At 70.7% G+C, this 18,171-nt stretch carries 17 protein-coding genes; 10 read left to right on the forward strand and 7 right to left on the reverse strand.

Features of this window, described 5'->3' with window-relative positions; genetic code table 11:
• Positions 1-9: 9 nt before the first annotated feature.
• Positions 10-3,330 (reverse strand): WD40 repeat domain-containing serine/threonine protein kinase, encoded by a 3,321-nt coding sequence (locus tag AWQ71_RS30145; protein ID WP_169806669.1) that lies wholly within the window; start codon positions 3,328-3,330, stop codon positions 10-12.
• A gap of 111 nt (positions 3,331-3,441) precedes the next feature.
• Between AWQ71_RS30145 and AWQ71_RS30150 the strand changes: the two genes are divergently transcribed.
• Both AWQ71_RS30150 and AWQ71_RS30155 read left to right on the forward strand, forming a co-directional pair.
• Entirely contained in the window at positions 3,442-3,969 is a 528-nt protein-coding gene (locus AWQ71_RS30150) for a hypothetical protein (RefSeq protein ID WP_067139269.1), read from the forward strand.
• Between the two features lie 131 nt (positions 3,970-4,100).
• Positions 4,101-4,544 carry a glutaredoxin domain-containing protein gene (locus AWQ71_RS30155; RefSeq protein WP_067139272.1) on the forward strand — a complete coding sequence of 148 codons (444 nt, stop codon included), beginning with the start codon at positions 4,101-4,103 and terminating at the stop codon, positions 4,542-4,544.
• Between the two features lie 25 nt (positions 4,545-4,569).
• Here AWQ71_RS30155 and AWQ71_RS30160 read toward each other — a convergent pair whose 3' ends face one another.
• Positions 4,570-5,277: a TetR/AcrR family transcriptional regulator gene (locus AWQ71_RS30160; protein ID WP_218002023.1), complete on the reverse strand. Its 708-nt coding sequence runs from the start codon at positions 5,275-5,277 to the stop codon at positions 4,570-4,572.
• A 104-nt stretch (positions 5,278-5,381) separates the two neighbouring features.
• Between AWQ71_RS30160 and AWQ71_RS30165 the strand changes: the two genes are divergently transcribed.
• The 3 genes from AWQ71_RS30165 to AWQ71_RS30175 all read left to right on the forward strand — a co-directional run bounded on the left by AWQ71_RS30165 (position 5,382) and on the right by AWQ71_RS30175 (position 8,542).
• Positions 5,382-5,999, forward strand: coding sequence for an NADPH-dependent FMN reductase (locus AWQ71_RS30165; RefSeq protein WP_067139433.1), 618 nt, complete (start codon positions 5,382-5,384; stop codon positions 5,997-5,999).
• Between the two features lie 6 nt (positions 6,000-6,005).
• Positions 6,006-7,502, forward strand: a complete 1,497-nt coding sequence (locus AWQ71_RS30170) for a DHA2 family efflux MFS transporter permease subunit (protein WP_067139279.1) — start codon at positions 6,006-6,008, stop codon at positions 7,500-7,502.
• Between the two features lie 62 nt (positions 7,503-7,564).
• Positions 7,565-8,542 carry a zinc-binding dehydrogenase gene (locus tag AWQ71_RS30175; protein WP_067139282.1) on the forward strand — a complete coding sequence of 326 codons (978 nt, stop codon included), beginning with the start codon at positions 7,565-7,567 and terminating at the stop codon, positions 8,540-8,542.
• Here AWQ71_RS30175 and AWQ71_RS30180 read toward each other — a convergent pair.
• Positions 8,532-9,539: a GlxA family transcriptional regulator gene (locus tag AWQ71_RS30180; protein ID WP_067139287.1), complete on the reverse strand. Its 1,008-nt coding sequence runs from the start codon at positions 9,537-9,539 to the stop codon at positions 8,532-8,534. The genes AWQ71_RS30175 and AWQ71_RS30180 overlap by 11 nt on opposite strands.
• Before the next feature lie 96 nt (positions 9,540-9,635).
• Here AWQ71_RS30180 and AWQ71_RS30185 point away from each other — a divergent pair, with 96 nt between their 5' ends.
• On the forward strand, positions 9,636-10,454 hold the full coding sequence (locus AWQ71_RS30185) for a dienelactone hydrolase family protein (protein ID WP_245658600.1): 819 nt from the start codon (positions 9,636-9,638) through the stop codon (positions 10,452-10,454).
• Positions 10,455-10,523: 69 nt separating this feature from the next.
• Here the strand turns inward: AWQ71_RS30185 and AWQ71_RS30190 are convergent, their stop codons facing one another.
• The 3 genes from AWQ71_RS30190 to AWQ71_RS30200 all read right to left on the reverse strand — a co-directional run bounded on the left by AWQ71_RS30190 (position 10,524) and on the right by AWQ71_RS30200 (position 13,623).
• The gene (locus AWQ71_RS30190; protein WP_157570664.1) at positions 10,524-11,786 is read right to left on the reverse strand and encodes an epoxide hydrolase family protein; all 1,263 of its coding nucleotides are present in this window, start codon (positions 11,784-11,786) and stop codon (positions 10,524-10,526) included.
• Positions 11,783-12,301 (reverse strand): MarR family winged helix-turn-helix transcriptional regulator, encoded by a 519-nt coding sequence (locus AWQ71_RS30195; protein ID WP_245658602.1) that lies wholly within the window; start codon positions 12,299-12,301, stop codon positions 11,783-11,785. Before AWQ71_RS30195 ends, AWQ71_RS30190 begins: the two co-directional genes overlap by 4 nt.
• Positions 12,302-12,477: 176 nt before the next feature.
• On the reverse strand, positions 12,478-13,623 hold the full coding sequence (locus AWQ71_RS30200; protein ID WP_067139295.1) for an FAD-dependent monooxygenase: 1,146 nt from the start codon (positions 13,621-13,623) through the stop codon (positions 12,478-12,480).
• Positions 13,624-13,708: 85 nt separating this feature from the next.
• On the opposite strand from AWQ71_RS30200, the gene AWQ71_RS30205 reads away from it, so the two are divergent.
• A complete protein-coding gene (locus AWQ71_RS30205; protein ID WP_067139298.1) occupies positions 13,709-14,245 on the forward strand; it encodes a TetR/AcrR family transcriptional regulator in 537 nt (178 codons plus the stop codon).
• A gap of 40 nt (positions 14,246-14,285) precedes the next feature.
• On the opposite strand, the gene AWQ71_RS30210 is transcribed toward AWQ71_RS30205, so the two are convergent.
• Complete coding sequence (locus AWQ71_RS30210) at positions 14,286-14,828, reverse strand: L,D-transpeptidase (protein ID WP_067139302.1); 543 nt, start codon at positions 14,826-14,828, stop codon at positions 14,286-14,288.
• A 141-nt stretch (positions 14,829-14,969) separates the two neighbouring features.
• On the opposite strand from AWQ71_RS30210, the gene AWQ71_RS30215 reads away from it, so the two are divergent.
• The 3 genes from AWQ71_RS30215 to AWQ71_RS30225 all read left to right on the forward strand — a co-directional run bounded on the left by AWQ71_RS30215 (position 14,970) and on the right by AWQ71_RS30225 (position 18,117).
• A complete protein-coding gene (locus AWQ71_RS30215) occupies positions 14,970-16,109 on the forward strand; it encodes a sensor histidine kinase (protein WP_067139305.1) in 1,140 nt (379 codons plus the stop codon).
• A 43-nt stretch (positions 16,110-16,152) separates the two neighbouring features.
• Entirely contained in the window at positions 16,153-16,791 is a 639-nt protein-coding gene (locus tag AWQ71_RS30220) for a response regulator (protein WP_067139308.1), read from the forward strand.
• A gap of 123 nt (positions 16,792-16,914) precedes the next feature.
• Positions 16,915-18,117, forward strand: a complete 1,203-nt coding sequence (locus AWQ71_RS30225) for an alpha/beta hydrolase family protein (protein ID WP_169806670.1) — start codon at positions 16,915-16,917, stop codon at positions 18,115-18,117.
• Positions 18,118-18,171 lie beyond the last annotated feature (54 nt).

Consider the following 18,171-nt stretch of genomic DNA (forward strand, 5'->3'; position numbering starts at 1 on the left):
CGAACGGCGTCACGGCACGCGCGCGATCGTGGACGGGCAGATCTCCCGGTACGGGAGCGCGGAAACGAAGCGGGCCCACTCCTGGGTCGTCAGCGACCGTCCTGCTTTGGCGCAGACCGCCGCGGCCATGGCCGGCGCGGCCACGGGGAACCGTCTGATCCTGGCGGAGCTGTCCGCGGTGAGCAGTTCGGTCCCGTCGGGAGTGAAGGCCACGGACCAGAGTATGCCGATCTCGGGGTCGAGCCCCCCGCCGGTGTCGGCGGAACGGCCCAGCAGGCTGCCGGACACCGGGTCCAGCAGCAGCGCCCTGCCCTTGTCATCCGGCAGCGCGATGAGGTCTTCGACGGGCGAGTACACGGCATCGCCCCCGAAGACGTTCCGCGTCGGGACCCCGACGACCGCGTGGCTGCCGGTGTCCCAGCGGGTGAAACGTCCCCTGTCGTCGAACACGGCCAGCATTTTGCCCGAGCGAGTGAACCACACCTCGAGGCCACCCGCGTCACCGAAGGGCCGGCCGATCTGTTCGCCGGTGGCCAGGTCCAGGAGCCGCTGGTCTCGTCCGGTGACGGCCATCCGCCGCCCGTCGGGTGAGAACGCCACCGCCGCAGGCGCCGGGACCGCCGCCTGCCACAGCCTGCGGCCCGAGCGCCAGTCCCAGAGCTCGACGGTGGAACTCCGCACGATCGCGAGCCTGGTCCCGTCCGGGCTGAAGAACGGCAGGGGGCTCCCTTTCCCTGCCGCGAAGGCGGCCAGCGCCTTGCCCGTGGCCAGGTCCGTCACCTTGACCTGGCCGCCGGCTATGGCCGCCAGCCGGCCGTCACCGCTGAAGTCGAAGGCGTCCGGGGCGGGCATGGTGACCGTCGTCTTCCCCGTGGCGACCGCGCGGACCGTGGCGGATCGCTCGTCGCCGGTGACCATCAGGTACCGGCCGTCTTTGCTGAACGTCGCCCGGTCCACGGGCTCCTCCTCCGGCGGCCCCTCACGCGACGCCATCAGGTCGGAGACGTCCACGGAGAAGACCTGATCACCGATGAGATACCGGAAGGTCGAGCCGTCGAAGGCGCCGCCGGTCGGCGTCATCCCCAGGTCGCCGTCGCCCAGGACCGCGGCCTTGGCGAGCAGGTGGAAGTCGGGCAGCCGCCAGAACTGGACGTCATTCCGCGACAGCGTGGCCAGCAACCGGCCGTTTCCGCTGAAGCTCGGCTCACCTCTGTTGTAGGTGCCCTTGCCGAAGTCTTCGGACCAGCCCTCTTTGAGGTTGGTCATCGTCAGGAACAGGTCGTACGCGACGTGCCAGGTGCCGTCGGGGCTCACGATGCCGTTCTTGCCCTTCACCCGCCGCGAGGAGTCGACGAGCGCCGCGGCGCCCTCGTTCTTCCTGATGGCCGCGATCCAACCGCTGGTCAGATAGGCCGGGCGGCGGTACGCCCACGAGTCGACGAGTTTCCCGGAACGGGTGTCCCAGGCTCCGGCGTGGGTGCTGTTGAAGCCGATGAGCGTGCGACCGGAGGGCGACAGCTGGATCTCCGTCAGCCGGCCACCGTCGAGCCTGAGATCGGGGATCGACGCGATCTGCCTGCCACTGCGTACGTCCCACAGCCGTGCCTGGCCGTTGCCGACGCTCACCAGCGTGCGCCCGTCGGCACTCAGCTCCGCCAGGCTCGATCCGTACGGGTCGCGGAACATGTCCCGCTCGCGCTGGGCCAGCGAGGCGTTCAGCGCCGCCCTGGCCTGCGGCGTGGCCTGCAGCCGCCAGGCCGCCACACTGAGCAGCATGCCCAGGCGCGGGTCCGTACGCCTGGTCGTGTCGGCGAGCGCGGCCAGGCGGATCGACTCCGACGTGTTCAGCTGCGCCGCGAGCAGCTCGGCCCGGGAGTCGGCGACCGCGCCCTGCCATACGGCCAGCCCACCCGCCGCCACCGCGATGACCAGGAGGCCGGCCAGGCTCAGCGACACCAGCCTGGTCTGCCTGGCCCGGCGTCTGGTCAGTCGCGCCGACGACTCCAGGAAGTCGCGCTCGGCCGGGGAGAGCGTGATGTTCTTTCGCGAGGTGGCCGCCCACTGGAGCGCGCTCTCCAGGGAGGTGCCCTGGAACAGGTCGCCGTCTCTGTTCCCGCCGACCGCCCACCGCTTGGCGGCGGTCAGGATCTGCCCGTGCACGCTCAGCCCGTCACGGTTGGCGTCGACCCAGCGGCGCAGGCGGGGCCAGGCCAGCGGCAGCGCGGGGTGAGCCAGCCAGATCTCCTCGCCGTCCCTGACCAGCAGGTACGCGAACACCTCCAGGATCCTGGTGATCGCCGACACCTCCGGCAGCGGCCGGTCCTCCACCAGCTCGGACAGGTCGGCGTGCCGCGCCGACAGTTCGTCGCGCTCGCCCACCGTGACCAGCCGCAGGAACACCTCCGGCGCCAGCTCGCGCTCGGCCGGGCCGAGCAGCTCGTACGACTGCTCCGCCAGCGTGCCGAGCGCCGGGTCGTCGTCGGCCCCGGTCATCTGGGCGGCGGCCAGGTTGCCCCGGGCGAGCAGCCGCCCGGTGTCGACCCTGCCGTCGCCGCCGCTGACCAGCGCGAGCAGGAGCTGCCGTGCGGACGGGCGTTCCCGCGGGTCCTTCATGAACGCGGCGGCGGCCAGCGACCGAAGGGACTCGGGCAGCACGCTCAGGTCGGGGCTGGACGACAGGACCTGGTGCATCACCCCGCCCAGGCTCTCCGCCTGGAACGGGTCGTCCCCGGTCGCCGCGAACAGCACGATGCCGCCCCAGGCGAACACGTCGGCGGGCGCGCCCGCCCGCTGCCCGCTGAACACCTCGGGCGCCATGTACGTGGGAGTACCGGTCACCATTCCTGTCGCGGTCAACGACATCTCGGCGGTCCTGGCGATGCCGAAGTCGATGACGCGTGGCCCGTCGGGGCCGAGCAGCACGTTGTCCGGTTTGAGGTCGCGGTGCACCACGCCCGCGTCGTGGATCGCGGTCAGCGCGGTGGCCACGGCCGTCGCCAACCGGTGCAGGTCACCGCCGTGGAATCTGCGCCCGTCCGCGACCGCCCTGCGCAGGCTGGGCCCGGGAACGTACTCGCTGACCAGGTAGGGCCTGGGCCCCTCCAGGTTCGCCTCGATCACCTGTGCCGTGCAGAACGAGGAGACCCGCTGCGCGGCCGCGGCCTCCTTGGCCAGCTGCGCCGCCTGATCACCGTGCAGCACCTTGATGGCCACGCGGGTGCCGTCCTCGGCGTAGCCCTCGTAGACCACCCCCTGGCCGCCGGCGCCCAGCCGGCCGGCGAGCCAGTATCCGCCCAACCGCTGGGGATCGCCCGGAACGAGAATTTCCACGGGACATTGGATGCCAAGATCGCTCAGAGAGTTTTGTGAAACAGGGGTGCTTTTTCGCACATTCCAAGACCCTTGACGACGCTGAGCATGATCAGCCTAGGATCACCGCCCATGATCCTGACTGTCGCGCTCAGCGCTTCCCTCGCCCTGACCGGTTCGTCCGCCCAGGTCGCCACCAAGCCGGTGACGTTCCACGGGTTCACCATCCAGGTCCCCATCCAGTGGCACATCAAGAAGGAGGGGGGCGGCCTGCGCGTCATCACCGGGACCTGCCCTCCTCAGGCCGCTGAGTGCAAGAGCTTCCTGCTGGGCGGCCCCGGGCACGTCAAGTACGCCTCCGAGGGCAGCTCGTACCGGGCTGACCAGCCCTACCACCCCAGCAGCGGCGTGACCGAGTGCGTGCCGATGAAGAAGTACTTCAGCGGGCAGGCCACCCGGGTCAAGACCTCGAAGGCGGCGTTCGGGACCGGGCAGCAGGCGCTGTTCACCGAGTGGAAGGTGTCCTGCGACGGCCGCAAGCTGAACGTCGCCTCCTACACCCAGCGCCTCTGGTACGTGAAGGCCAAGAAGGTGCTCGTCGTCGACCACTGGAAGACGCCGGGGCTGGGCGCCATCCTCGCCAAGGCCGTGTGGGGGTAGCCGATGCCCGTGGGCGGCGACCGCGAACCGTCGCCGCCGAACCGCGGACGGTCCCCGGCGCCCGCCCGCCACCGTCGATCGTCGGAGTACGGCCGAGAAGCCTCGCGGCGCCTCCGATAGCCTGTGGCATCGTGGCGCGCGCATGGATCTTGCCGATGTTCTTCGTGGTCGTCGGCGTACTCGTTGCGGCCGCGCGAATCGCCGCGGGGTCCCCGGTCGCCGCCGCGGTGTCGCTGCTGCTGTTCGTGCTGCTCGCCGGACTGTACTCGCCGCTGGTGTTCCCGAGGTCGATCGGCGCGGTTGAGGCGCAACGCCGCAGCGCGGTCGACGGCCGGCCGATCGTCTACTGGCGGCCGGGCTGCAAGTACTGCCTGCGGCTGCGGATGCGGTTGGGCCGCGACGCCCGCCGACTGAATTGGGTCAACATCTGGCGTGACCCGGCGGGTGCGGCGGCGGTGCGGGCCGCCACCGGCGGCGATGAGACGGTGCCGACCGTGGTGCTGGCGGGCCGGCCGTACGTCAACCCCGATCCTGGATGGGTGCGCGGGCAGCTTCCCGACAGGAGCCGGTTCTGAACGAGCGCGGCGAGCCGGCGCCACGTCAGCCTGCGGAGCCGTACGCCCGCAGGAACACCCGTACTCCGGCGGCGGTCAGCCGGTCGGCCTCCTCCTGCGGGAGCGGGCTGACCCCCCAGTAGGACCGTTGCGTGATCTCGGCGGAGATCAACGCCATGAAATGAACGGTGGCCTGGGCCGGGTCGCCGTGGACGTCGATCAGGCCGAGTTCGTCCAACGCGGCCATGGTTGAGGTCACCTCGCCGCCCACCGCGCGCGGTCCGGTCTCCTGCCAGGCGTCCAGGACATCGGCCGGGATGTGCCCGGCTTCCGCGTAGATGTGCCGCACCAGGGCGAAGTGGTCGCGGAAGTCCGTCATCAGGCCAACCCAGGCGCGGGCCAAGGCGAGCAGGTCACGTTCGAGGTCGGCGGGATGCGGCGGGCGCTCCAGATCCAGATACCTGCGCAGTTGCGCGAGCTGCTCGTCCCGGACGCGCTCCGAGCTCCACCGCATGACGGAGCGGAACAACTCCGCCTTCCCGCCCGGGAAGTGGTTGTAGATGGTGCGCGTCGAGACGCCGGCCTGGGCGGCGATCGCGTCGATGCCGGCTCGGGAGTAGCCGTCCCGTCCGAAGACCTGGCACGCGGCCTGCACAATCGCCGTCGCCTTGTCCGCCCGGCCGCGCCGCGGCTGGGCCGTCCTTGTCCTGTCCCTGGGGCCGGAGCCCGTGCCGGTCATCGCTTCATCTCCCATACGCCAGAAATTACAACCATCGTTTTCACTTTTGCAACGCTCGTTGTATGTTACCCGGCGTGCCGCGAAACGTGGCAATGAACGAGAGAACCGGGGAGACCGTGATGCCTGACTCCGCGCCTTCGAACGACCCCGCACTCCGGGTCGCCGTCATCATCGGAAGCGCCCGCGGCGGCCGCGCCGGCCCGTCGGTCGCCGAATGGTTCATCCGACACGTGAGCCACCGCACCGATGTCGAACTGGACGTCATCGACGTCGCCGACCTGGACCTTCCCGTGGCCATGCCCGGATGGGACGGCCTTCCCGCCCCCGCCCCGGAAACCCGGGCGGTACTCGCCGACGTCAGCCCACGGCTGGCCGCCGGCGAGGCGTTCGTCGTCATCACGCCTGAGTACAACCACAGCTTCCCGGCCTCGTTGAAGAACCTCATCGACTGGCACTACACGCAGTGGCAGGCGAAGCCGATCGGCTTCGTGTCCTACGGCGGGCTTGGCGGCGGGCTTCGCGCCGTCGAGCAGCTCCGGCAGGTCTTCGCCGAGCTGCACGCGATGACCGTACGCGACGCCGTCAGCCTGCACGGCCCCTGGTCGGGTCTGGGAGAGGACGGCAGGCCACGCGACACGGCGGTATGCGAGGGCGCCGCCAAGAACATGGTCGACCAGTTGTTGTGGTGGGGACGCGCGCTGCGCACCGCCCGTGCCGCCCACCCATACGGCGGGTGACCGGTGATGGACACCGTCACCGGATCCGTACGGACCGCTGGATCTTCCCCGGTTCTCGCCCGCACCCTCACGGTCGTGGTCATCGGCTCGATCATGGCCGTGCTCGACGTAACCATCGTCAACGTCGCCGTTCATCCGCTGGCGACGGCGTTCGGCGCGCCCCTCGCGACCATCCAGTGGGTGGCGACCGGCTATACGCTCGCCCTCGGCGCCGTGATCCCCGTGGCAGCGTGGGCCATGGGTCGCTTCGGCGCCAAGCGCACCTACCTCACCGCCTTGGCCCTTTTCGCCGGCGGCTCCGCGGCGGCGGCGCTGTCATGGAATGTCGAGACTCTGGTGCTGTTCCGAGTGGTGCAGGGGCTCGGCGGTGGCCTGCTGATGCCGGTCGGCATGGCGATGGTCATCCGTGCCGCCGACCGGGAGCGCATGGGCCGGGCGATGGCCGTGCTCGGCGTCCCGGTCCTGATCGGGCCGGTGAGCGGACCCGTCCTGGGCGGCTGGCTGATCGACGCCGTGTCCTGGCGCTGGATCTTCCTGATCAACCTGCCGGTCGGCGTGGTCGCGCTGGTACTCGCGGCACGACTGCTGCCGGGCGATGTGACGCGGCAGACGCGCCGATTGGACGTGCCGGGTCTGCTGATGCTGTCACCGGGGCTGGCGCTGCTGATCTACGGCCTGTCCACCGGCGGCGAGCGTGGCGACGTCATGACCCCGGGAGCGCTGCTGCCCGCCTTCGCGGGCGTGCTGTTGATCGCCGGATTCGTCGCGCGCGGCCTGACCGCCCGTCATCCGCTTCTGCACCTGCGTCTGTTCCGTGACCGTACCTTCGCCGCCGGCTTTGCCACGCTGACACTGTTCCCGGCCGGCTACTTCGGCTCCATGCTGCTGACGCCCATGTACTACCAGACGGCACGGGCACTCACCGCGACAGAGTCGGGGCTGCTGGGCATTCCGCTGGCCCTCGCCGTGGGAGCCTCGATGCAGATCGCCACGCGGCGGATCGACAAGGCGTCTCCCAGGGTGACCATCGTCTCCGGCATCGTGGTCAGCGTGCTCGGGCTGTCCCTGTTCGGCGCTCAGCTCGGACCGGACACGCCCTACTGGCGGTTGTGTGCGGCGATGCTGGTGATGGGCGCCGGCGTCGGCATGGTGATGATGCCGGCCAACGCGACAGCGACCCGCACACTGGCCCCCGACGACGTTCCCTCCGGCAGCACCACCCTCAACATCGCCTCCCAGATCGGCATATCGACAGGGGTGGCGCTGATGTCGGTGGTCCTGGCGTCGAACGTGGCCGGCACTACGGACCCGAGTCAGCGGGCCGCCGCCTTCCAGCACACCTACTGGTGGGCGGTGATGCTGCTGGCCCTGGCGGGCGTACCCGCGCTGCTGCTGCCGCGCCGGCGGCGTTCCGTCGGCGGATCGACCTCGGCGCCGGAGACCCCGGCCCAGATCCGCACCCGTCGATCCCGAGCGAACACAGCGCCGGCTGAGGGCCGGTGACCGAACGGCGCACTGGCGAATGCGGATTCGCCGACCACTCTCCACAGAAAGGCGCATCATCCATGTACGCAGTCAGGCTTCACGAGTTCGGGCCCGCCGGCAACCTTCAGTATGAGCAGATCGCTCCACCGGTTCCCGGCGAGGGGCAGGTCCGAATCGACGTGCACGCCGGCGGCGTCCACTTCATCGAGACGACGTTGCGGGCCGGCCGCGGAGTGGGACCTCATGCCGCTCCCGAACTGCCCGTCGTTCTGGGGGGTGAGGTGGCGGGTGTCGTGAGCGCGCTGGGCCCGGACACCGACAAGAGCTGGCTGGGCCGCCGGGTGGTCGGCGGGCTCGAATCGTATGGCGGCTACGCCGAACAGGCGGTGGCCCGGGTCGACGCCCTTCACCACATCCCCGACCATCTGACGGCGGAAGCCGCGGTAGCGATGATCACCACGGGCTCGACCGCGCTCGGGATTCTCGACTGCGCGGACGCCAAGCCCGGAGACGTCGCGCTGGTCACCTCGGCGGCCGGTGGCATCGGCGCCCTGCTCGTGCAGGCTCTCCACCACCGGGGCGTCACCGTCGTCGGCGTGGCCGGCGGGCCGGAGAAGGTGCGGCGAGCCCTGTCCCTCGGCGCCGACATCGCCGTTGACTACCGCGACCCGCACTGGCCGGACGCGGTGCGCGACGCCCTCGGGGGCAGCGGGTTCAGCATCGTGTTCGACGGCGTCGGAGGAGCCGCGGGCCGCCAAGCATTCGACCTGCTCGCCCCTGGCGGGAGGTTCCTGCTGCACGGCTGGTCCTCGGGAACCGCCACCCAGATCACCACCGACGACATCATCGAGCACGCCGGCACCGTCATATGGGCGATCGGCCCGCAGATGCTGGAGCGCGCCGGCACCATCTACGCACTGCAGGACCGCGCGATCCGAGCAGCCGCCGACGGTGTGCTCCAACCGCTGATCACCCGCTATCCCCTCAGCCGCGCCGGTGACGCACACGCCGACCTGGAGAACCGCCGCACGGCGGGAAAGATCGTTCTTATCCCGTAGCGTGGCCCGCTTCGCGAACGTGAGCGGGCCGGCGGAACGTGGCGCGGTAGTCCCGCGGCCGCTGGCCCGTGCGCCGGGCGAAGATGGCACTGAAGGTGCTCGGGTCCGCGTATCCGAGGTCGGCGGCGATACGCGCGACGGTCCGGTCGGTCGTCTCCAGCAGATGACGCGCCCGGCGGACCCGAGCGGATTGCAGGTACGCCAGCGGCGTCTGCCCGGCCTCCTCACCGAAGCGGCGGAGCATGGTTCGCGTACTCACGTGAAACGCTTCGGCGAGGACGGACAGGTCGTAGCGAGCCCCGAGATTCTGGTCGAGCCACCGCTTCACCGCGAGTGAGAACTCACGGCCGACGGCGGGCATCAGCGCCAGGTCGACGTAGGGAGCCTGGGTGGAGCGTGCGTCGTCGACGAGCGCGATGCGTGCGGTGCTGCGGGCGACGCGGGGGCCATCGTGCTCACGGATCAACTGGAGCGCGAAATCGTACATGGCACTGAAGGCGGCGGTCGTCGTCACACCGCGATCGGTGACCACGAGGCGCTCGGGGCGCACCTTCACGTCGGCGTATCGACGGGCGAGCCGGTCCGCGAACAGCCAGGACGTGGTCGCCTCGCGCCCGTCGAGCAGGCCGGCCTCGGCGACGAGGAAGGCGCCGACACAGATCGACACGACGGCGATGCCGGAGGCGGCCTGCGACCGGATCGACGCCACTTCGGGCCTCAGATTCGCGAGCGTCGCGTCGAGATCGAGCCTGGGCGAAAGCTCGAAACCCGGCACGATCAGGACGTCGACGGGGCGCACGGCCGTGGCCTCGATGGCCCGGCCGCCGGACGCGACCACCCGCCGCCGGGGCGAGACGACGGACACCTCGTGCGGCGGTCGATCCGACCCGTGCGCCGCCGCGATGTGATCGGCCATGGACAGCAGGTCGGGGATCCCGAACACCTCCGAGGCGAAGCAGCCGGGATACGCCAGCACGCCCAGGCGCAGCGGTTTCATGGTTCCTCCGGCTCCCCGCGGGAGTGGCGATATTGCCGCTCCATATGGCGATATCGCCACTTCTCGTGGGGACAGTGTCCCAGCACACTCTCGACCATGACAACGATGCGAACGCGGCGTGACGACCCCTTGGACGACTTCTCCCGGAGAGTCGTCAGCGTCGACGACGTCAGCAAAACCGTGTACGTCGCCGGGACAGGACCCGGCGTCATCCTGATGCCCGAGATGCCGGGCATCAGCCCCGACGTCGCACGGTTGGCGCGCTGGGTACGCGATGCCGGCTTCTCCGTGTATCTGCCCTCTCTCTTCGGCGTCGACGGCGCCTACCCGACCACCGAGGCAGGCGAGGACATCGTCCGGCGCGCATGCGTCAGCGCCGAGTTCCGCGCGTTCGCCGGGGGCGGCACCAGCCCTGTCGCGGCGTGGCTGCGCGGCCTCGCGCGCATCGCGCACGCGGAGTGCGGTGGGCCGGGCGTCGGCGCGGTCGGACTGTGTTTCACCGGCAACTTCGCGCTGACCATGGCACTCGAACCGGCCGTCATCGCCCCGGTCGTCAACCATCCCTCGCTGCCGCTCGACGACCCCGGAGGGCTGGAGATCGGAGACGACGACGCGGTCGCCCTCGCCGAACGTGTCGAACGAGACGGGTTGAAGGTGCTCGCCTACCGCTTCGACAACGACAGGTGGTGCACGGGCCGGCGGTTCGCGGCCTACCGAAAGCTGCTCGGAGAAGCGTTCGACGGCCGCGTGCTCCCCGCCGACGTGGCGAACACGAACCCTCCACCCTTCTTCCGCGACGTCGTCGGGTGCGCGCACAGCGTGACTACGGCACATCTCGTGGACGAGCAGGGTCACCCGACGGTGCGCGCCCGTGATGAGATCATCGCTTTCCTCAAGGAGCGGCTCAGAGGGTGACGCGCGAGTCCGGCCTCCAGCTGGTCCAGGCCCAGGCCGGCCGGTTCGGCGCCGATCCGCCCCCGCGCGCTATCGCCGACCGCGGAAGGTACGCCGCAGGTCGTCGACCCATTCTCCGGGGATCTCCCAGGGGATGAAGTGGCCGCCGTGGTCGTGGACGGTGGGGTTGACGAGGTTGTACCAGGCCCCCCGGTCGCTGTCGAGGAAGTGCCGCACCCGCTGGTCGGTGCGTACGCCGGGCGGGTTCTCATAGCTCACGAAGGTGATGCCCGTGGGCGCCTCGACGACCGGCCACCGGTCGTGGGACGGGGCCCACGGGTAGCGGTTGTTGTTCGCGTAGGTGCGGATCGAGGTGCCGATCGAGTTGGTCACCCAGAAGATCATGGCGTGGGTGAGCAGGTCGTCCTTGGTGAAGACGGTTTCGATGTCGCCGCCGTTGTCGCTCCACTTCACCCAGCGTTCGAGGATCCAGGCGAGCATCCCGGCGGGTGAGTCCGACAGCCCGTGCGCGAGCGTGCTCGGGGCGAGCACGTGCGCGGCGAGATGGACGGCGAAGCGCCTGTCCAGGGCGACGACCTGCGCGTGGACGTCGGCGGGCAGGCCGTCCGGGATGGGGCGGCCGCCGCTGAGGTCCCAGGCCCGGTCGCCATTGAACAGGGTGAGCTTCTGGCCGGAGCCGATGTGGACGGCGTGCAGCGCGTGGGCGTACTTGTGCCCGAGCTGGCCGGTGACCATGGCGCCGACGTCGCAGCCGGCCGCGCCGTACGTGTCGTGGCCGAGGATCCGGGTCATCAGCGTGTGCCAGAGGTCGGCGACCTTCCAGAAGTTCATGTCCGGGTTGTTCGGCAGCGGGGTGGAGAACCCGAATCCCGGGAACGACGGCACGATCACGTCGAACGCCTCGGCGGGGTCGCCGCCGTACGCGCCGGGGTCGGCCAGCGGGCCGACGACCTTGGACCAGTGCCAGAACGTCCACGGCCAGCCGTGCGTGAGGATCAGGGGAGTGGGGGCGGGGCCGACCCCGGGCTTGCGCATGAAGTGCACCGGCACGCCGTCGACCTCGACGTGGTAGTGCTCGTAGGCGTTGATCTCGGCCTCGGCCGCGCGCCAGTCGTACCCGTCTCGCCAGTAGTCGACGAGTTCGCGCAGGTAGGCGGCGTTCACGCCGTAGTGCCAGTCGTCGTTGCCGACGTCGTCCGGCAGGCGGGTCAGCTCCAGGCGCCGCCGCAGATCCGTCAGCACCTCGTCGGGCACATGGATCGGCGCGGGTTCCAGCGGGAACGGCCGGGCCCCGGCGGGCGGGGTGCTCACACGGCTTGTCACATGGCTCATCGTCGTCTCCTCGTACTCTCGCGCGGCGTGTCCGTGCCGGACCCCGCGACCTCCGGCACAGCGGCGTCGTGCTCACCGGCCGGCCGCCCGTGCAGTTCGACCATCCGGGCCAGGGCCGGGAGGGCGGCCGCGATGGACGCCCGCTCCGCCGGCGTCAGCCGGTCGGCCAGCTCTGAGAGCCGGGCGATGCGTTCGGCGCGGCGCCCGTCCACGATCGCGGCGCCCGCCGCGGTGACGTGGACGAGGACCGCCCGGCCGTCCGACGGGTCCGGGTGGCGCTCCACCAGGCCCTCGCGCTCCAGCTTGGTGACGATCTGCGTGATCGCCGACTGCGTGACCTGTTCGTTGCCGGCCAGTTCGGTGAGCCGCTTCGGGCCGCTGCCTGCCAGCGTGTGGAGCACGGACAGCGTCGTGAAGCTCAACCGGCGCTCCGACGGCAGCCGGATGTGCATCCGGGTGAAGTCCTCGAGCACATGGGTCAGGTCGGCGATGCGCAACTCGGCGAATTCGGACACGCGCCGAACTGTATCAGTAACTTAATTAAGTTACTGATACAAATAGCGGCCGGAAAAGCGCCGACCCCGGCGGCGACGGCCTTCAGCCCGTCCAGTGCGGGGATGGACGTGGGGAAGGGGTCCCGCCAGGTGCCGGTCTCGGCGGCGAACAGCAGGTAGCCGCGGTCGTTCGGCGTTCACGAGGCGTGCCGTCTGTTCAGGCCGGACAACTGCCAGGCCAGCCGGGTGCGGACGGCGGGGATGCGGCCCGCCAGGGCGAGGACGAGGTTGCGCAGGACGCGGCGGCCGGCGGCGGCGGTGGCCAGCGCAGTGAGCCGCCCGGCGAGGGCGACCACCTGCTCGGCCTGCGGGCGGCGGGTGGCGGCGTAGGAGTCGAGCAGACTGTCCGGTTCGCCGTCGAGCACCCGGGCCAGCGCCTCGCCCAGCTGTACGGCGTCGTCGATGCCCAGGTTCATGCCCTGGCCGCCGGCGGGCGAGTGGACATGGGCGGCGTCGCCGGCCAGCAGGAGGCGGCCCTGGCGGTAGGTGTCGGCGATGCGGTGGTGGACCCGGAAGCGCGAGCTCCAGATCAGCTCCTGCACCCGCGCGGGGTCGGCCTCGGGGCCGCGGGTGTCGAGCAGGTGCTGCACGAAGGGGATGCCGGGCTGCTCGGGGGCCTCGTCCACGGTGGCGACGATGCGGTGCAGGCCGCCGGGCAGCGGGGCGAGGACGACCAGTCCGGCGGGAGAAAAGTACAGGATGACCTCGTTCTGTGGCACTCCGCCGGACAGGCGGACGTCGGCCAGGACGAACGACTCGGCGTAGGTGCCGCCGGTGAAGCCGATCCCGGCGCTCTGGCGGATCGTGCTGTTCAGGCCGTCGGCGCCGATCAGGTAGGCGGCGCGGATGTGCCGACCGTCGTCCAGGGTGGCGGTGACGCCGTCGGCGTCCTGCTCGATGCCGGTCACCCGGGCCGGCCTGATCACCTTGCCGCCGAGCTCTTGCAGGCGGGCCAACAGGTGGGCCTCGGTGTCGGCCTGGGAGATCATCAGGGTGTAGGGGTAGGCGGTGGGAAGGTCGTCGAAGGGCACCGGCACCAGCACCTTGTCGCGGTCGCGGATGGTGAAGACCGGGGTGTGGATGCCGTGCGCGGCCAGCCGGTGGGCGACGTCGTACGGCTCCAGCACCTCCAGGGTGCGTGCGTGCACGACGGCGGCGCGGGAGGTGTTGGCACCGTCTGCCTGTGCGTCCACGATCATGACCTGCCTGCCGCGCTGGGCCAGGACGATCGCGGCGGTGAGCCCGGCGGGTCCGGCTCCGGCGATGAGCACTTCGGCGTTCATGTCGCCTCCTTGGTCAACGGCTGTTGGCATTAACGTAGGCTGCGGCGCTGGCGTAGTCAACAGATGTTGGCCTACAATTGTTGACATGAGGAGATCCTCCGCCGAGACCAAGGCTGTGATCCTGGCCGCGGCCCGCGAACGCTTCGCCGCCGACGGCTACGACAAGGCCACCATCAGGGCCATCGCCGCCGACGCGCGGATCGACCCGGCCATGGTGATGCGCTACTTCGGCACCAAGGAGAAGCTGTTCGCCGCCGCGGCCGAATTCGACCTGGAACTGCCCGAGCTGGCGCCGGACCAGGCCGGCGCCGGCCTGGTCCGCCACTTCCTGCGCAAGTGGGAGGCCGACGAAGGGCTGCAGGTCCTGCTCCGCACCGGCGTGACGAACGAGGCCGCCGCCGAACGCATGCGGACGATCTTCGGCGGCCAGGTCATGCCGCTCGTGATCGGCCTGACCGGCGATCCGGAGCGCGCTCCCCTGCGGGCCTCCCTGGTCGCCTCGCAACTGCTGGGCCTGGCCCTGTCGCGCTACATCCTGAAATTCCCGCCGATGGTGGCGGCATCGGAGGAAGAGCTCATCGCCTGGCTGAGTCCCATGATCCAGCGCTATCTCACCGAGTGAAACCACAACGCCCGCGCATCGGCCTCTCGCTGAAGGGGCGTTACGGACCGCTCGGGCCGCCGGTGAGGCCGCCGGTGTTCTTGATGATCACCGTGTCGCCGGCCCGGCTGAAGTCGTAGAAGCGGCGGGCGTCTTCCGTGCTCAGGTGGATGCAGCCGTGGGAGCTGTCGACCTGGCCGATGGCGGGATCCCAGGGCGCCGCGTGGACGAACAGGCCGGAGTCGGTCAGGCGCACCGCCCAGTGGGCCACGAGGTCGTAATAGTTGGGATCATGCCGATCGCAGGTGATGTTCGCGCTGCACGAGGTCATCCTGACAGCCGCGTCCTTGTCGAGCACGTGGAAGGTTCCGGTCGGCGTACGGAAGCCGGGCTTTCCGAAGCCCGCGGTGAAGGTCATCACAGTGCGGCCGTCGTCCGTGACGGTCATCTGGTGTGTCGCCGCGTCGAGCGTCGAGACATGGCCCGCTGAGGCCGCCCGGGCGGGACCGGTGCCCAGCGTCAGGGCGGCCGCCAGTGCGCCGGCCAGTGCGAGCCGGGCGGCGTCACGAACGTGTGAGCGTGAGACTTGGCGTTGGCAGACCACTTCTGATCACCGTCGCTCTCTACCCAAACCAGAGTATTCCGCCCTCTAGTGGACAGGTCGGACGAGGTCCGTGACTGCCGGGGGCACTGTGCCTACCCTTGGGCCGTGCATGTCGAGGGGCATCAAGGCCCGCTTCCGCTGATGATCCGGCGAGTCCGGCCGGGGCACTGGCTGGCTCTGGATCGGCTCGCCGCCGTAACTTACGCGCTCCCCGTCTTCCTGTTGCTGGCCAATGAGGTCAGGGGAGCCGAGCGGTTCGCGGTGGTTCCCGTGGGCGTGGTCGTGTCGGCGTTGCCGATCGCGCTGCGCCGTCCGCGGCCTATCGTCGCGTTCGGGCTCGCCCTGGCCGGGCTGGTCGCGGCGGAGCTGGTCGAGCGCGGGGCGATCATCTTGGGGATCCTGTCCGTGGCCTACGTCTTGTACGCGGTGGCGGCCATCTGCCGCCCGCGCACCGCCTTCGTCACGCTCGGGATGTCGCTGGTCGCCGCCGTGGCGACCGGGATTCCCGGTTTCCCGCGCATCGGCGGGCCTCCGGTGATCTCCGTGCTGCTGTTCACCACGGTCTGGACCGTCGGGTACACCGTGGGCATGCATCGCCGCCACCTCGGGGAGTTGCTGCGTAACCAGGCCAGCCTGGCCAGGCAGAGTGTCACCGACGAGCGGATGCGCATCGCCCGCGAACTGCACGATGTCGTCGCGCACGGCATGAGCGTGGTCACCGTACAGGCGGGATTCGGCGCCCTGGTGATCGACGACAGGCCGCAGGAAGCGCGGGCCGCGCTCACGGCCATCGAGACCACGGGGCGCCAGAGCCTGGCCGAGATGCGGCGGCTGCTTGGTGTGCTCCGCGAGGAGGACCGGAGCGAAGGGCCCGATCTCGCGCCCGCGCCCGGGCTGGCCGACCTCGACCGGCTCCTGGAGCAGATCGCCGGGGCGGGAGTCCGGGTGGAGCTCACCATCACCGGGCCGCCCCGCGCGCTGCCTCCCGGGATCGACCTTTCGGCGTACCGGATCGTGCAGGAGGCCCTCACCAACGTGGTGAAGCACGCCGCCACCGGCTCGGCCAGGGTGACCCTGTGCTACGGGCCGGACGAGCTCTCCATCGAGGTCGCCGATGACGGCGTCGGCTCCCCGGAGGCCGGTGGTCCGCACCTCGGACACGGCCTGGTCGGCATGCGTGAGCGCGTGCACCTGTACGGCGGCGCGTTCCACGCGGCGCCCCTGCCCGGACGTGGCTTCCGCGTCACCGCCACCCTTCCCGCCACGGAGCACCCGGCATGAACCTCAGCCTGACCGCCGCCCTCGCCGTCCCCGGGCGCGCGGCATGACCGTCCGCGTGGTGGTCGCCGACGACCAGACCCTCGTGCGCGCGGGGTTGTGCGGCATCGTGGACACCGCCAAGGACCTGACCGTCGTCGGCGAGGCAGGCACCGGCCTGGAGGCCGTCAAAGTGGCCCGCGCGCAGGCGCCGGACGTCGTGCTCATGGACATCCGGATGCCCGGCATGGACGGCCTGGAGGCCACCCGCCTGATCACCTCGTCCAGTGACACGAAGGTGCTCATCCTCACCACCTTCGACCTGGACGAGTACGTGTACGCGGCGCTGCGCGGCGGTGCCAGCGGATTCCTGCTCAAGGACACCCCCGCTAGGGACCTGCTGGCGGCGATCAGGGTCGTCTCGGCGGGCGACGCGCTGCTCTCCCCAGGCATCACACGGCGGCTGATCAAGGAGTTCGCCGGCCGCGCTCACCCTGAGCCGCTGGAGGGCATTACCACGCGCGAGCGGGAGGTGCTCGCACTGGTCGCCGAGGGCCTGTCCAACGACGAGATCGCCGAGCGACTGCACATCGGGCCGGGTACGGCCAAGACCCACGTCAGGCATCTCCTGGCCAAGCTCGGCGCCCGCGACCGTGTGCACCTGGTGATCATCGCCTACCGCAGCGGGCTGGTCGCCGTGCGCTGAACCCGGCATCGGCCGGAAGGCGTAGCCCCCCGGCGCGAAATGAGCCCTGGGGTAGACGACCTTGGCCGGGGCGGGTCACTAGCTTCGGAGCACTCCCACTTCCAATGATCAGAAGGAGTGCGTGTGATCTCCCCGCGAGTGGTGTGCGCCGCCGCCCTCCTGGCCGTCGCGTCGCTGACCGTACCGACTGCCGCCGAGGCCAAGACGCAGTTCACGACCCAGGCTCGGCCCCAGGCCGCCGCCCCGCCCCAGCTGACCCTTCCGGCGCCGACGGGCCCCTCCCCGCTCGGCACGGTGTCCCTGCATCTGGTCGACCGCTCAAGGAAGGACCCGTTCGCGGGCGCCGGCCACGACCGCGAGCTGATGATCAGCCTGACCTACCCGGCCAGGAAGGTCGCCACGTACCCGGTCGCGCCCTGGCTGCCGCCCAAGGCAGCGGCCCAGTACCTGCGCCAGGTGGGCCTGCCTCCGGGAGCCGTCCTGCTGCCGCAGACCCACGGGCACGAGGGCGCTCCCGCCGACCGGCGCGAGGGCCGGTTGCCCGTTGTGCTGTACTCCCCGGGCAACGACTCCTTCCGCTCGGCCAACACCGTGGTGGTCGAGGAACTGGCCAGCCGGGGATACGTGGTGGCCACAATCGACCACACCTACGACGGCCTGGTGGAGTTCCCCGACGGCCGGGTGGTGGGCCCCGTTCACGACGGCGCCGGGACCGGCTGGGTGATCTACGAGCAGCGCATCGCCGACACCCGCTTCGTTCTGGACCAGCTCACGGTGCTCGACCGCGGCGGCAACCCCGACGCCGACCACCGCAAGCTCCCCAAGGGGCTGCGCGGCCTGCTCGACCTGAGCCGGGTCGGCATGTTCGGCTACTCGGCCGGCGGGCCCACGGTCGCGTCCGCCATGTTCGAGGACCGGCGGATCAAGGCCGGGCTGGCCATGGACGGCCCGGCGGCGGGCCCGGTCGTCACCGCGGGGCTGGCCCGGCCGTACATGCTGATGACCGCCACCAAGGCCGTCCGCGACCAGCTCCCCGACCTGGCCACGTTCTGGTCGAATCTGAAGGGCTGGAAGCTCAACATCAGGACAGAAGGGGTCGAGCACGCCTCCTACGGCGACCTGGAAATGATCGCCCCGCAGGCGGCGGCACTGCTGAAGTGGACGCCCGCCCAGCTCGCCGAGCAGATCGGCACGCTCGCCCCCAAGCGCGGCGAGGCCGTTCAGCGGGCCTACCCGTTGGCCTTCTTCGACCTGCACCTGCGGGGCAGGGGCCACCTGCTGGACGGCCCGTCGCCGAGGTTCCCCGAGGTCACACTCATTCCGTAGCGTCGGGACGTTGGGAGCCTCGGCTCCCTCAAGCAGGCGGGCGCTAACGTCGTC

Origin of the sequence: Microtetraspora malaysiensis (genome assembly GCF_001528665.1) — a bacterium.
In the GTDB taxonomy this organism is placed as follows: Bacteria; Actinomycetota; Actinomycetes; order Streptosporangiales; family Streptosporangiaceae; genus Microtetraspora_A; species Microtetraspora_A malaysiensis.

What these genes read in the sequence shown, in the direction of transcription:
- AWQ71_RS30205 (WP_067139298.1), top strand. Translation starts at nt 13,709, where the DNA reads ATGAGGAGATCCTCCGCCGAGACCAAGGCTGTGATCCTGGCCGCGGCC.
- AWQ71_RS30160 (WP_218002023.1), bottom strand. Translation starts at nt 5,277, where the DNA reads ATGGGAGATGAAGCGATGACCGGCACGGGCTCCGGCCCCAGGGACAGG.
- AWQ71_RS30200 (WP_067139295.1), bottom strand. Translation starts at nt 13,623, where the DNA reads ATGAACGCCGAAGTGCTCATCGCCGGAGCCGGACCCGCCGGGCTCACC.
- AWQ71_RS30215 (WP_067139305.1), top strand. Translation starts at nt 14,970, where the DNA reads ATGATCCGGCGAGTCCGGCCGGGGCACTGGCTGGCTCTGGATCGGCTC.
- AWQ71_RS30220 (WP_067139308.1), top strand. Translation starts at nt 16,153, where the DNA reads ATGACCGTCCGCGTGGTGGTCGCCGACGACCAGACCCTCGTGCGCGCG.
- AWQ71_RS30150 (WP_067139269.1), top strand. Translation starts at nt 3,442, where the DNA reads ATGATCCTGACTGTCGCGCTCAGCGCTTCCCTCGCCCTGACCGGTTCG.
- AWQ71_RS30170 (WP_067139279.1), top strand. Translation starts at nt 6,006, where the DNA reads ATGGACACCGTCACCGGATCCGTACGGACCGCTGGATCTTCCCCGGTT.
- AWQ71_RS30190 (WP_157570664.1), bottom strand. Translation starts at nt 11,786, where the DNA reads ATGAGCCATGTGACAAGCCGTGTGAGCACCCCGCCCGCCGGGGCCCGG.
- AWQ71_RS30175 (WP_067139282.1), top strand. Translation starts at nt 7,565, where the DNA reads ATGTACGCAGTCAGGCTTCACGAGTTCGGGCCCGCCGGCAACCTTCAG.
- AWQ71_RS30185 (WP_245658600.1), top strand. Translation starts at nt 9,636, where the DNA reads ATGACAACGATGCGAACGCGGCGTGACGACCCCTTGGACGACTTCTCC.
- AWQ71_RS30180 (WP_067139287.1), bottom strand. Translation starts at nt 9,539, where the DNA reads ATGAAACCGCTGCGCCTGGGCGTGCTGGCGTATCCCGGCTGCTTCGCC.
- AWQ71_RS30165 (WP_067139433.1), top strand. Translation starts at nt 5,382, where the DNA reads ATGCCTGACTCCGCGCCTTCGAACGACCCCGCACTCCGGGTCGCCGTC.